This is a genomic window from Rhodococcus sp. ACPA1 (genome assembly GCF_002300195.1).
Classification (GTDB): domain Bacteria; phylum Actinomycetota; class Actinomycetes; order Mycobacteriales; family Mycobacteriaceae; genus Rhodococcus_F; species Rhodococcus_F opacus.
In genome coordinates, this window is the sequence record NZ_NSDX01000002.1 from 694301 (window position 1) to 708139 (window position 13839).

Consider the following 13839-nt stretch of genomic DNA (forward strand, 5'->3'; position numbering starts at 1 on the left):
CGCGGAACAGCCGGGGGACACGATGTTGCACCTGCGAGTGATCTGTCCGGCCGAGCGCACCGAGGACGTCCTCGGTGTGCTCGCGGCGGAACCCGGCGCCACCCACGTGGTGGTGCTGCGCGCCGCCGCGATCGACCCCGCCGGTGACGCGATCCAGACCGACGTGGCCCGCGAGGCCGCGAACGACGTGATCGACGCGCTCGAGGCCCTGGGAATCGACCGCACCGGTGCGATCACGGTGGAGCCCGTCGAAACGGTGCTGTCGAAATCCGCACACGACGCGGAGAAGGCGGCCCCGGGTGATCCCGCGGACAGCGTCGTGTGGGAGGAACTGGTCAGCCGGACGCGCGAGGAGTCGACACTCAACGGCACCTTCCTCGCGTTCCTCACCATCGCCTGCCTGCTGGCCGCGGTGGGTGTGGTGACCGACTCGCCGATCACCGTGGTCGGGGCGATGGTGGTGGGACCGGAGTTCGGTCCGCTCGCCGCGCTCGCCGTCGCGCTGATGCGGCGCAAGCTCGGTCTGGCCCGGCGGTCGCTGATCGCCCTGCTCTTCGGTTTCCCGTTCGCGATGGCGGCGACGCTGGTCGCGACGCTGCTGATGGAGCGGGTCGGCTGGATGGAGTTCGAGAGCATCGAGTCCCTCGACCAGGTCGATTTCATCTACCGGGTCGGACCGCTCTCACTGATCGTCGCGCTCCTCGCCGGCGCGGCCGGCATGCTCGCGCTCGTGTCCGCGAAGTCGGCGGCACTCGTCGGCGTCTTCATCTCGGTCACCACCGTTCCCGCGGCGGGATTCGCCGTCGTCGCGGTCACCGTGGGCGAATGGCGCGTCGCGGCGCTGGCGGCGCTGCAGCTCGGTGTCAACATGGTGGGCATCGTGATCGCAGGCGTTCTGGTTCTGGCACTGCGATTGCGCAGCGGAGGCGATCCCCGCCGGCTCCTCGAACAGGCGCGGAAAGAGCGCTCGCCGGCACAGAGGCGGAGGGCCTGATGATCGTCTCACCGCACGACGGCGCGGGTTACGACGAACTCTTCGGCGACGGCGGCGACGTCCGGGAACCGTGGGCGGAGTTGGCGCAGGACTTCACCGGCGGCGGACCGGACTCCGTCCGCCGCCTGCAGTCCCGCATCCGGCTTCTCGTCGACAATCACGGGATCACCTACAACCCCCTCGACGGATCGGACGCCCCGACCGCGCCGCCGCGGTGGGAGATCGACGCGGTCCCGCTGATCGTCGCGGCCGAGGAGTGGGAGCAACTCGCGGCGGGCTTCGTGCAGCGTTCCCGCCTCCTCGACGCGGTACTGGCCGATCTGTACGGACCGATGGCGCTCGTCCGGAGCGGCGCCGTGCCGGCGCGCACGGTGTTCGGGCACCCGGGTTACGTCCGTGCGGCGCACGGCATCACGGTGCCGGGCCGCCATCAACTGTTCCTGCACGGACTCGACGTCGGCCGCGGGGCGGACGGCACGTTCCACGCGCTGCGCGACCACACGCAGTCCCCGGCAGGCGCCGGCTACGCGATGGCGGACCGCCGCGTCGTCGCCCGGGCGATGCCCGGCATCTACGAGACCGTGGGCCCGCGCCCGCTGTCCTCGTTCGCCCAGTCGATGCGGCTCGCGGCGATCGACGCCGCCCCCGCGGGCACCGAGGACCCCCTGGTCGTGGTCCTCAGCCCCCGCACCCGGTCCGAGGCGGCATTCGATCAGGCGTATCTCGCCACAGTCCTCGGCTTCCCGCTCGTGGAGAGCGCCGACCTGGTCGTCCGCGACGGCCACGTGTGGATGCGCTCCCTCGGCAATCTGGAACGTGTCGACGTCATCGTCCGGCGGGTGGACGCCGACCTCGCCGACCCCCTCGACCTGCGCCCCGACTCCCGGTCCGGCGTGGTCGGGCTCGTCGAGGTGCTGCGACGGGGAGCGGTGACCGTCGTCAACCCCCTCGGCAGCGGAATCCTGGAGAACCCGGCCCTCACCCGGCTGCTGCCGGACCTGTGCCGTCGTCTCTTCGACGAGGACCTGCTGCTGCCGTCCGTGCCGAGTTTCTGGGGTGGCGACCGGTCGGAGCTGTCGCACATCCTCGCGAACGCCTCGTCGATGGTGCTGCGCGCGGTGCACAGGGGTTCGCCGATCGTGCCCGCCGAGCTCGGTGCCGCCGACCGGGACACCCTGCTGGACCGGGTGCGGGCCGAACCCGAGCGGTGGGTCGGGCAGATCGTGCCGGACCCCTCGTATGCGCCCGCAGCCGACGGATCCGGGGACGTCTTCCTCGCACCGGTCGGGATGCGGCTGTTCGGTGTCGCGCAGCAGGTGGGATTCACCCCGATGGCCGGAGGTCTCGGCACGTCCCTCGTTCCCGGGGCCGAGCGCGGGGACCGGCGCCATGCCGGCGCGAAAGACGTCTGGATCCGGCTGGCCCAGCGCACCGCGTCCACCGATCCGGGGGACGGCGCCGACCGGGACGGGGAAGCCCTGCCCACGTATGCGGCGACGACGTCCGATCTGATGACGTCGCCGCGCGCACTGACCGAACTGTTCTGGATGGGCCGGTTCGCCGAGCGCGCCGAGGGTGCGGCACGCCTGATGATCGCCGTCGGCGAGAAGTACCGCGACTACCGCCTGCGACCGTGGCTCGCGGGCGGAGGAAGCCTCCCGATCCTGGTGGACACGGTCTTGCGGGTCGCCGACGCCGGGAACCGCCCGGAGGGGCCCGGTCGCGGTGCCGAGTCCGGCTCGGATCCGGTCGCCGACCAGCTGCGGGTGCGCTCGGAATTCCGTTCGCTGACGATCGACCCCGACCGGGACGGGTCGCTCGCGCACGCGGTCCGCGGCGTCGAGCAGGCCGCGCGGGCCGTGCGCGGGCAACTGTCGAACGACATCTGGGCCGTCCTCAGTTCCGTCGAACGCGTGCTCGGACAGGTCGCTGCCGACACGGTCGACGACGGGTCCGTGCTGTTCGAGGCGCAGTCCGCGGTGCTCGGCGGGATGCTCGCCCTGTCGGGAGTCGCCGCGGAATCGCTGGTCCGGGACACCGGCTGGCACGTCATGGACATCGGCAAGCGGATCGAGCGGGCATCGACGCTGACTGCGCTGGTGCAGTCCACGCTGCGGCGGAGAACGGATCCGGCGACCGAGCGGGCGGTGATCGAATCGCTTCTCGTCGCAACCGAGAGTTCGGTCGTCTACCGCCGCCGCAATCGGAGCATTCGCCCGGCCGCCGTGGCCGAGTTGCTGCTGTTCGACGTGAAGAACCCGCGGTCGCTGGCGTTCCAACTCGAGGCGCTCCGCGCGAATCTGGCCGCACTGCCGGACGCCTCGGGTGCGTCGCGTGCGGAGCGGCTCGTCGAGGACATGGTCAACACCGTGCGCCGCGTCGACCCCCTTCGACTCGAATCGGTGGACGCGAACGGGTCCCGGAAGGAGCTGGGTGAGCTGACGACCACGATGCGCGCGCTGCTGAGCGAACTGTCCGACGTAATGCTGAAAGGTCAGCTGTCGCTGCCGGGCGGCACCCAGCCGCTGTGGGGCAGCGGGACGACGTGGAGCGCCTCGCAGGGAGGGGTTCCCGCATGACCGGCGTGTCGCCCCGGACGGACGAGGCAGCGGAACGGCCGGTGCTGCGCCGATACAAGATCACCCACCGCACCACGTACACGTACTCGGGGCCGGTGTCCTCGTCGTACGGCCGGGGTTACCTCCTGCCCCGCGACACCGAGGAACAGCGGTGCGTCAGTTCCGTCGTCGACATCTCTCCGGTCCCCGCGGACCGCTCCACCGGGTCCGACGTGTACGGCAACCGGGACCTGTACTTCCAGGTGAGCACCCCGCACGAGGAACTGGTCGTGGCGGCGGAATCCGAGATCGAGGTCTACGGTCCGGACAAGACCAGGCTCGCCGCCGCACCGGCGAACGCGCCGTGGGAGTTGTCCCGCCCCGTGGGAACCGAGGGGGCGATGGCGCAGGAGTTCGTGCTGGACCTCGAACCCCCCGAGATCAGCGATGCGGTCCGCGAGTACGCGGCGCCGAGTTTCCCGCCGGAACGGCCCCTCGTCGACGCGGTGGTCGATCTCACCACGCGCATCCACCGCGACTTCCAGTACAAGTCGGGGTCGACGTCGGTCTCCACGCGTGTCGCGGAGGTGCTGGAGAAGCGGTCGGGGGTGTGCCAGGACTTCGCCCGGCTCGCCATCGCCTGCCTGCGGTCGCGCGGACTCGCGGCCCGGTACGTGTCCGGCTATCTGGCGACGCAGCCGCCGCCCGGCAAGGAACGGATGATCGGCGTCGACGCGACCCACGCCTGGGCGGCCGTGTGGATGCCGGGGGACCGGTGGCTCGCCTTCGACCCCACCAACGACCAGCTGGTCGACGAGCGGTACACCGTGGTCGCGTGGGGTCGGGACTACGCTGATGTGCCGCCGCTGCGGGGTGTCATATACACAGAGGCACGAAACAGCACCATTGCGGTGTCGGTTGACGTCGCGCCCATGGAAGTGCTCGCGCCGGATCAGCCGAAATGCTGAAATTCATCCGGGCTTCCGGTGGAGGACTCGATGATCCGTGTCACTAGCAGGTAAGTTGGTCCGCGATGACTGCAATACTGGCAGACCCCGTTTCAGAGGTAGTTGCCGCAGCCGAGAAGCTGCTCACCCGTCGCACAGGGGCACCCGTGACACTGGTGGATCCCGTGGATCTCGGCGGTAGTGGCCGCACCATCGTGCTCCGTGTGCGCGTGGCGGAGAATCCGTTCTCCCTGCCGCGGACGTTGGTGATCAAGCAGGTCCGCGAGGAGTCCGGGGTGTCCGGCGCGCGGGCCGTCGATCCCGACGATCTCACCGGCGACAGCCGCAGCGCCTTCCTTCGGGAGGCCGTCTCGTACCAGTTCGCGACCGCGCTGGCGACGGACAGCCGCCCCGGAGCCGAACTGCTCGCATCCGACCTCGACGCCCGGCTCCTCGTGCTCAGCGACCTCGGGGACGCCACCCCGATCAGCGCCCTCCTCGAGCACTCCGACTCCGACACCGTCACCAACACCCTGATGGCGATGGCCCAGGCACTGGGGCGCATGCACGCGGCCACTGTGGGCCGCGAGGAGGACTTCACCGCGCTGCTGCGCCGAGCCGAGGTGGCGCACTGCGACGACACCGTGGCCGAGCAGGTGGAGCGTGCGGTGCCCGCCGTGCCCGGCCTGCTGTCCGAGATCCTCCGCGTCGACGTCTCGCCGGACCTGACCGATCAGGTGGCGCGCGCCGCGAAGCTGTTCGAGAGCGGCCGGTTCCGGGCGTTCAGCCCCTCCGACCTGTGCCCGGACAACATCATCGTCAACGACGAGGGGGTACGGTTCCTCGACTACGAGTGGGGCGGCTTCCGCGACGCCATGCTCGACATCGCGTACGCGCTGGTCTCGTTCCCCGGCTGCCTGTGCAGCATCGACCTGTCCGAGGACCGGACACAGGCGATGATCGAGGCCTGGCGCGCGGAGGTCGTGGGGATGTGGCCCGCGCTCGCCGACGACAACGTGCTCGCCGCCCGCATGGTCGAGGCGCAGCTGATCTGGGTGTGGCTCAGCACCTACCTGTTCCTGCCGGAGAACCACACGCGGATCGCCGCCGTCCGCGAGCACCACCTGTCCGTGCCGCGGTCCGAGGCGCTGACCCAGCGCTGGGACAAGCTGGCGCGTTCGGCGGATCACGCCGGGAACACGGTCGTCGCCCACCACGCCCGCGTCATCGCCGACAAGATCCGGGGACTGTCCGTCAGCTGACCCGCGGTCCGGCCGGACTGGGTCGGACGGTGCGGTTCCAGTAGCGTCGAACTTGTGAGCGATCTTTTCGGTTCGGATGTCGGCGAGGACGAGTCGGCAGGCCTGTTCGAGACGGCGCAGCCCGACGAGGCGGCGGCCCCGCGATCGGTTCCCGGTCCGGTGACGGTCGACCACCACGCACCGCTGGCCGTGCGCATGCGTCCCCGCACGCTCGGCGAGGTGGTCGGGCAGCAGCATCTCCTGGGCCCCGGTGCGCCGCTGCGACGCCTCGTGGAGGGGTCGGGGGCCGCGTCCGTCCTCCTGTACGGTCCGCCAGGCACGGGCAAGACCACGCTGGCGTCGCTGATCTCGGGGGCCACCGGCCGCCGCTTCGAGGCACTGTCCGCGCTGTCCGCCGGGGTGAAGGAAGTGCGCGGCGTCATCGAACTGGCACGCCGCCGCCTCCTTGCGGGCGAGCAGACGGTGCTGTTCATCGACGAGGTGCATCGCTTCTCCAAGACCCAGCAGGACGCCCTGCTGGCGGCGGTGGAGAACCGGATAGTGCTGCTCGTTGCCGCCACCACCGAAAACCCCTCGTTCTCCGTGGTGTCCCCGCTGCTGTCCCGCTCACTCGTCCTGCAACTGCAGTCGCTGACGGCGGACGACATCGAGAACCTCCTGGAGCGGGCCCGCACCGACGAGCGGGGTCTCGGCGGGGAGATCGAGATCGCGGGTGACGCGATGGATCATCTGGTGCGCCTCGCCGCCGGCGACGCCCGCCGGGCGCTCACCGCGCTCGAGGCGGCGGCGGGCGCTGCGCTCGACCAGGCCGGTGACGCGGACCGTCCGGTGCTGCTGGACCTCGCGACCGTGGAGGCGAGCGTCGACAAGGCGGCCGTCCGCTACGACCGCGACGGCGATCAGCACTACGACGTGATCAGCGCCTTCATCAAGTCGATCCGCGGTTCGGACGTCGACGCCGCCCTGCACTACCTGGCGCGGATGCTGACCGCGGGCGAGGACCCCCGCTTCATCGCGAGGCGCTTGGTGGTCCATGCCAGCGAGGACATCGGGATGGCCGACCCCACCGCGTTGCAGACCGCGACCGCCGCCGCGCAGGCGGTGCAGCTGATCGGTATGCCCGAGGCCCGCCTGGCCCTCGCGCAGGCCACGATCCACCTCGCGACCGCTCCCAAGTCGGGGGCCGTCATCGCCGCGCTCGGCGCCGCGATGGCGGACGTCGCCGCCGGAAACGCCGGACTCGTCCCGCCGCATCTGCGCGACGGCCACTACGCGGGGGCGGCGAAACTCGGCAACGCCGTCGGGTACCGCTATCCCCACGACCATCCCGACGGGGTACTGGCGCAGCAGTATCCGCCGGACGAGCTGGTCGGCGTCGACTACTACCAGCCCACCACTCACGGCGGTGAGCGGGACATCGCGGGGCGCGTGGACAAATTGCGCGCCATCGTCCGCGGCACGAACCGTCAGGGTGGCCGGTTAAGCTGAATGTTGCCGAACCGCCGGGTGTGCCCGGCTGCCCGGCGACCGCACCCCAGCGGCTGGACCCCCGGTTCGACCCTGTAGTTCGACCCATCGTTGCCCTCGAGACAGACAATAAGGATCACTGACGTGCAGACCCACGAGATTCGCCGGCGCTTCCTCGACCATTTCGTCAAGGCAGGCCACACCGAGGTACCCAGCGCCTCGCTGATTCTCGACGATCCGAACCTGCTGTTCGTCAACGCCGGGATGGTGCAGTTCGTGCCGTTCTTCCTCGGCCAGCAGACGCCGCCGTACCCGAGGGCGACCAGTGTCCAGAAGTGTGTGCGCACCCTCGACATCGAGAATGTGGGCATCACGACACGGCACAACACGTTCTTCCAGATGGCCGGCAACTTCTCGTTCGGCGACTACTTCAAGCGCGACGCGATCAAGCATGCATGGTCGCTGCTGACCTCGAGCGTCGACGACGGGGGTTACGGCTTCGATCCCGAGCGCATCTGGGTGACGGTCTACCTCGACGACGACGAGGCCCGCGACATCTGGCGCGACGAGGTCGGCGTTCCCGAATCGCGAATCCAGCGCCGAGGCATGGCCGACAACTACTGGTCCATGGGCATTCCCGGCCCCTGCGGCCCGTGCTCGGAGATCTACTACGACCGCGGCCCCGAGTACGGCAAGGAAGGCGGCCCGGAGGCCGACGAGGACCGCTACATCGAGATCTGGAATCTCGTGTTCATGCAGAACGAGCGTGGCCTCGGCATCAGCAAGGACAACTTCGAGATCCTCGGCCCGCTGCCGAAGCAGAACATCGACACCGGCATGGGCGTCGAACGCGTCGCGTTCCTGCTCCAGGGCGTCGACAACGTGTACGAGACCGACCTCGTGCGCCCGGTCATCGCGAAGGCCGAGGAACTGTCGGGCCGCAAGTACGGCGCCGTCCACGACGACGACGTGCGCTTCCGGGTGATCGCCGACCACGCGCGCACCGCCGCGATGCTCATCGCCGACGGTGTGAACCCCGGCAACGACGGGCGTGGCTACGTCCTGCGCCGCCTGCTGCGGCGCATCGTCCGGTCCGCGAGGCTGCTCGGCGCCGACAAGCCCAGCATGCGTGAGTTCATCACCGTCGTCCGCGACACGATGGCACCGTCGTACCCCGTCCTCGACACCGACTTCGGCCGGATCGAGACGGTCGCGGTGGGGGAGGAGACCGCGTTCCTCAAGACCCTCACGTCCGGCTCGAAGCTGTTCGAAGGCGCCGCCGAGTCGGTGAAGGCGTCCGGTAAGTCGACGATCGGCGGCGACCAGGCGTTCGCGCTCCACGACACGTACGGTTTCCCGATCGACCTGACCCTGGAGATGGCGGCCGAGGCGGGCCTGACCGTCGACGAGGAGGGCTTCCGCACGCTGATGGCGGAACAGCGGCAGCGCGCGAAGGACGACGCCCAGGCCCGTAAGCATGCGCACGCCGACCTGACCGTCTACAAGGAACTTCTCGATCGCGGACCCACCGAGTTCACCGGATTCCACGAATTGGTCTCCGAGGCACACGTTCTCGCGCTGATCTCGCAGGGGCAGCGGGTCCCCGTCGCGACGGCCGGCCAGGACGTCGAGGTCATCCTCGACCGCAGCCCCCTGTACGCGGAGGCGGGTGGACAGATCGCCGACCTCGGTACCCTCACGGGCCCGGGACTGCGGGTGAAGGTCAACGACGTCCAGAAGATCGCCAAGAAGCTGTGGGTCCACAAGGTGACCGTGCAGGAGGGTCAGCTCACCGAGGGTGACGTCGTGCTCGCGCAGGTCGACGCCGCGTGGCGCAAGGGTGCCACCCAGGGGCACTCCGGCACGCACATGGTGCACGCCGCGTTGCGGCAGGTGCTCGGCCCCAACGCGGTTCAGGCCGGCTCGCTGAACAAGCCGGGCTACCTGCGTTTCGACTTCTCCTGGCAGGGCGCGCTGACGGAAGCGCAGAAGCAGGACATCGAGGTCGTCGCGAACGAGGCGGTGGCCGCCGACTACTCGGTGAACACGTTCGTCACCGACCTCGACAAGGCGAAGTCGATGGGTGCGATGGCGCTGTTCGGCGAGAACTACGGTGACGAGGTGCGGGTCGTCGAGATCGGCGGACCGTTCTCGATGGAGCTGTGTGGTGGAACTCACGTGGGTAGCTCCTCGCAGATCGGCAACGTCACACTGCTCGGTGAGCAGTCCGTCGGTTCCGGTGTGCGTCGCGTCGAGGCCTACGTCGGGCTCGATTCGTACCGGTACCTGGCCAAGGAACGCGCGCTCCTCGCCGGTCTGTCGTCGTCGCTGAAGGTGCCCTCGGAAGAAGTGCCTGCCCGCGTCGAGGCGCTGGTGGAGCGACTTCGGGTGGCGGAGAAGGAACTCGAGCAGACCCGCGCGCAGGCGGTCCTCGCCGCGGCGGGCACGTTCGTCGACAAGGCGCAGCGGGTCGGGCCCGTGCTGCTGGTCGCGGACTCCGCCCCGGCCGGTGTCGGCGGCAACGACCTGCGTGGGCTCGTCACCGACATCCGCGGCAGATTCGGCACCCAGCCCGCCGTGGTCGTGCTGCTCGGCGACGTCGACGGCAAGGTTCCGTTCGTGGTGGCCGTGAACAAGGCGGCACAGGAACTCGGCCTGGCGGCCGGCGACCTCGTGAAGGGATTCGGTCCGAAGATCGGCGGCCGCGGAGGCGGAAAGGCCGACATGGCACAGGGTTCCGGCTCCGACACCAGCGGAATTGCGGCCGCCCTCGACGCTGTCCGGGGACAAGTGGCGGACAAGGTGGGGAGCCAGTAGCGGTGGATCACGCGGAACAGGGTCCGGATCGACCGGGAGTCGACGACCCTGGGCGTGGTCGGCGCATCGGCATCGATGTGGGCAGCGTCAGGATCGGCGTCGCGTCGAGCGACCCCGACGGGATCCTCGCCACCCCCGTGGAGACGGTGCCCCGGTCCAAGGAGCGGGGACCCGACGCGCCGGATATCCGGCGCATTGCCGACATTGTCGAGGAATACGAGGCCGTGGAGGTTATCGTCGGTCTGCCGCAGACCTTGCGGGGTGAACGGGGGAAGGCCGCCTCGATCGCTACTGTGTTCGCGAAGCGATTGCGAAGGAAGGTCGACCCGATACCGGTGCGGATGGCGGACGAACGTCTGACGACCGTCACGGCCGCGCGGGCGCTTCGCGAGAGCGGTGTCAGTGCGAGGGGCCAGCGTCCTGTGATCGACCAGGCTGCGGCGGTGGCGATCTTGCAGGGATGGTTGGACGAGCGGAGCAGGTCGGTGAACGCAGGGGATTCAGGTAGGGACGTGCAGCTACCGGAGGGAGGCCAGTGAGCAATCATCGCCGACCCTCAGGTGAGCGACCCGAATTCCAGTACGCCCCCCGCGAACCCCGACGGCACCGCTACCTCGACGAGGACGACGACCAGGTCGACTACGCGCCGCCCCCCGAGGACGACGACGTCGTCACCACGGGCAGGCACGCGGTGGTGTACGACGACCGTGTAGTCGACGAACCCCACGCCGACTACGCGGACCCGGTGTACGAGCAGCCGGTGTACGAGCGGCCGTTCGACCCCGAGCCCGTCTACGAGGACGGATACGGTCCCCGCTCGTACGGCGACGCCCGCGCCTACCGCGAACCGGCAGCAGACGACCACGCGTACGACGACTACGCGTACGTCGACGAGCCCGTACGTGTCGACGAACCGTACGAGGCCCACGCCTATCCCGACGACGGCTACGACACACCGCCCCACGAGCCCGATGTCGCGTTCGCGGAGGCCGAGACGCAGATAATCTCGGCGATCCCCGAGGAGATCCCGCCGTCGCGCGCCCACGCCCGCACGCAGGCCCGCCGCCGCAAACAGGCCGAGGGCCGCGCTCGCCGAGGGAAACTGTTCGGCGCCCTCGCGGCCGCGACGGTCCTGATCGTGCTGGTCGGCATCGTGTTCGTCGGCGGCAAGATGTTCTTCGGCGGGCCCGACGCCCCCGCGGACTACGCGGGCCCGGGTGGTCCCGAAGTGGTCGTGCAGGTGCATCCGGGCGACACCGCCGAGGAGATCGCCTCCACCCTGGCGGAGCGGGACATCGTCGCCAGCGGATCGGCCTTCTTCAACGCCGCAGTCCAGAGCAACGCGATGAACTCGGTGCAACCCGGCTTCTACAGCCTCTCGACCCAGATTCCGGCGGACGACGCCGTGCAGGAACTGGTCGACCCCGCCTCCCGTGTCGGGCAGATGATCATCTCCGAGGGCAGGCAACTCCACGACACCACCGATGTGCAGACCGGGGCCAAGAAGAAGGGGATCTACACGCTGATCTCCGAGGCCAGCTGTATGGGTGACGCCGGCCAGGAGCAGTGCATCAGTTACGACGACCTCAACGCCGCCGGTGCGGGCGACCTGTCCGCGCTCGGGGTGCCCGACTGGGCGAAGGACGCGGTCGCCGGTGTTCCGGACCGGGACCGTCAGCTCGAGGGACTGATCGCCGCGGGAAGCTGGGACTTCGATCCGACCGCCGGCCCCGCCGCCATACTCCAGCGACTGGTCACGGACAGTTCCGCGAGTTACGAGAAGACCGGAATCCTCACCGCGGGCAACCAGGTCGGCCTCACGCCGTACAAGATGCTGATCGCGGCGTCGCTGGTGGAGCGGGAGGCGATGCCGGACGACTTCTCGAAGGTCGCTCGCGTCATCCTCAACCGGCTCGCGGTCAACCAGGCGCTGCAGTTCGACTCGACGGTCAACTACGCGCTCGACACCACCGAACTGGCGACCACCGACGCCGACCGCGCACAGGTGACACCCTGGAACACGTACGCCAGCCCCGGGCTGCCTGCGACGCCGATCTCCTCGCCGAGCATCGGGGCGTTGCAGGCCGTCGAACAACCGGCGCCGGGCGACTGGATTTACTTCGTGACGGTCGATTCGAAGGGCACGACCCTGTTCACGAAGAGTTACGACGAACACCTGGCCAACATCGACCAGGCTCTCAACAACGGGATTCTCAACAGTGGACGATGAAGTGGTGACCGCACGCAAAGCTGCGGTGCTGGGCAGCCCGATCGCGCATTCGCGCTCGCCGCAACTGCACCTCGCGGCGTATCGGGCGCTCGGTCTCACCGGGTGGACCTACGACCGGATCGAGTGCGACGGGGAGCGGCTGCCCGGCCTGGTGTCCGGGCTCGGCCCGGAATGGGTCGGTCTGTCCGTCACGATGCCGGGCAAGATCGCCGCACTCGAATTCGCGTCCGAGCGCACCGAACGGGCCGTGGCGATCGGCTCGGCGAACACCCTCGTCCGTATCGAAGGTGGCTGGCGTGCCGACTGCACCGACGTCGACGGGGTCAGCGGTGCGCTCACCGCGGGTGGTGTCGGAACCATCGCGGGCGCCGAGGCGGTCGTCGTCGGCGCCGGGGGAACGGCCAGGCCCGCGCTCGTGGCGCTCGCCGACATGGGCGTGAAATCCGTGACCGTGGTGGCACGGGACGCGGGTCGCGCGGCAGGTGCACTGGGGTGCGCAGAATCGGTGGGGCTCGACGTCCGGCTGCTCGGCTTCGACAGCCCGGAACTCGGTGCCCGGTGCGCGGCGGCGTCCGCGCTCGTCAGCACCGTTCCGTCCGCGGCGATCACCGAGTACGCGGACCTTCTCGGGCGGGCGCCGTTCGTGCTCGACGCGATCTACGACCCGTGGCCGACCCCGCTGGCCGCCGCGGTCGAGGCGGCCGGCGGCACCGTCGTCGGCGGGCTCTCGATGCTCCTGCACCAGGCGTTCGGTCAGGTGGAGCAGTTTACCGGTCGCCCGGCGCCGCGCGAGGCGATGGCGGCCGCTCTGGGCTAGTTGTCCACAGGCCGGACCGCCGTCCACAGGTCGATTGTCGTGCCAGGTCACGGTGATCGACACCGTGACCCGGTCATGCATGCTGCTCGGTATGTGGTGGCTGATCGCGGCGAGTGTGGTGGCAGGTGCGGGTGCGGGATGGGCAGCCCGCCGGACGGCCTGTCTGTTCGTGGGCACGGTGCGGCCGGGCTGGTGCGAGGCGGTGTGCGCCGTCGGCGTCGCCGTCACGGTGTGGGCCGCCTCCGCCGCATCCGCCCCGTGGGTGCTGCCGTGTGCGCTCGCGTTCTGGTGGTGGTGTGTGAGTCTCGCCGCCACCGATCTGTGTGCGCGGAGGCTGCCGAACCTACTGACCCTGCCCGGATTCCTCGCGATCGTCGTCGGCGGTGCCGCGACCGGATCCGCGGCCGCCGCCGTGATCGGCGGGTTCCTGCTGGCGGCGGCGTATCTCGCCCTGTACCTGGGCGCACCCGGTGCGGTCGGTGCGGGTGACGTGAAACTCGCACTCGGAGTCGGCGCGGCCGCCGGGCTGGCCGGGGGAGGGGCCTGGGTGCTCGCGGCCGGGCTCGCACCGGCGCTGACAGCGCTGGCGGGCTGCATCGTCCTCGCCGTCCGGCGTTCGCCGCCGCCGCTCCCGCACGGCCCTGCCATGTGTGCCGCGACACTGGTTGCGCTGTTCGCCGCGCACGTCACCTGAACGAGTCCGCGCCCGGCACGCGGTTGGGAGGACCACCGTCACTGCCGGGCGCG

At 70.0% G+C, this 13839-nt stretch carries 10 protein-coding genes; all 10 read left to right on the plus strand.

Translation table 11 applies throughout. The features are described 5' to 3' along the window. Positions 1-22: 22 nt before the first annotated feature. The 10 genes from CJ177_RS09750 (at position 23) to CJ177_RS09795 (ending at position 13786) form a co-directional block, all read left to right on the plus strand. Positions 23-994: a DUF389 domain-containing protein gene (locus CJ177_RS09750; protein ID WP_061697594.1), complete on the plus strand. Its 972-nt coding sequence runs from the start codon at positions 23-25 to the stop codon at positions 992-994. Further along, complete coding sequence (locus CJ177_RS09755; RefSeq protein WP_095867643.1) at positions 994-3573, plus strand: circularly permuted type 2 ATP-grasp protein; 2580 nt, start codon at positions 994-996, stop codon at positions 3571-3573. The genes CJ177_RS09750 and CJ177_RS09755 overlap by 1 nt, the downstream gene beginning before the upstream one ends. Beyond that, on the plus strand, positions 3570-4520 hold the full coding sequence (locus CJ177_RS09760; protein ID WP_095867644.1) for a transglutaminase family protein: 951 nt from the start codon (positions 3570-3572) through the stop codon (positions 4518-4520). Before CJ177_RS09755 ends, CJ177_RS09760 begins: the two co-directional genes overlap by 4 nt. A gap of 65 nt (positions 4521-4585) precedes the next feature. Next, the gene (locus CJ177_RS09765) at positions 4586-5761 is read left to right on the plus strand and encodes a phosphotransferase family protein (RefSeq protein WP_005241649.1); all 1176 of its coding nucleotides are present in this window, start codon (positions 4586-4588) and stop codon (positions 5759-5761) included. 54 nt (positions 5762-5815) lie between these two features. Next, on the plus strand, positions 5816-7249 hold the full coding sequence (locus CJ177_RS09770) for a replication-associated recombination protein A (RefSeq protein WP_025432517.1): 1434 nt from the start codon (positions 5816-5818) through the stop codon (positions 7247-7249). Between the two features lie 123 nt (positions 7250-7372). Next, positions 7373-10045, plus strand: coding sequence for an alanine--tRNA ligase (gene alaS, locus CJ177_RS09775; RefSeq protein ID WP_005241652.1), 2673 nt, complete (start codon positions 7373-7375; stop codon positions 10043-10045). Positions 10046-10047: 2 nt separating this feature from the next. Then, positions 10048-10584 (plus strand): Holliday junction resolvase RuvX, encoded by a 537-nt coding sequence (gene ruvX, locus CJ177_RS09780; RefSeq protein ID WP_095867645.1) that lies wholly within the window; start codon positions 10048-10050, stop codon positions 10582-10584. Beyond that, positions 10581-12275: an endolytic transglycosylase MltG gene (gene mltG, locus CJ177_RS09785; RefSeq protein WP_095867646.1), complete on the plus strand. Its 1695-nt coding sequence runs from the start codon at positions 10581-10583 to the stop codon at positions 12273-12275. Before ruvX ends, mltG begins: the two co-directional genes overlap by 4 nt. Then, complete coding sequence (locus CJ177_RS09790; RefSeq protein ID WP_005241670.1) at positions 12265-13092, plus strand: shikimate dehydrogenase; 828 nt, start codon at positions 12265-12267, stop codon at positions 13090-13092. Before mltG ends, CJ177_RS09790 begins: the two co-directional genes overlap by 11 nt. A 34-nt stretch (positions 13093-13126) precedes the next feature. Beyond that, on the plus strand, positions 13127-13786 hold the full coding sequence (locus tag CJ177_RS09795) for an A24 family peptidase (RefSeq protein ID WP_095867647.1): 660 nt from the start codon (positions 13127-13129) through the stop codon (positions 13784-13786). The last annotated feature ends 53 nt before the right edge of the window (positions 13787-13839 follow it).

What these genes read in the sequence shown, in the direction of transcription:
- CJ177_RS09760 (WP_095867644.1), top strand. Translation starts at nt 3,570, where the DNA reads ATGACCGGCGTGTCGCCCCGGACGGACGAGGCAGCGGAACGGCCGGTG.
- CJ177_RS09755 (WP_095867643.1), top strand. Translation starts at nt 994, where the DNA reads ATGATCGTCTCACCGCACGACGGCGCGGGTTACGACGAACTCTTCGGC.
- CJ177_RS09765 (WP_005241649.1), top strand. Translation starts at nt 4,586, where the DNA reads ATGACTGCAATACTGGCAGACCCCGTTTCAGAGGTAGTTGCCGCAGCC.
- CJ177_RS09750 (WP_061697594.1), top strand. Translation starts at nt 23, where the DNA reads ATGTTGCACCTGCGAGTGATCTGTCCGGCCGAGCGCACCGAGGACGTC.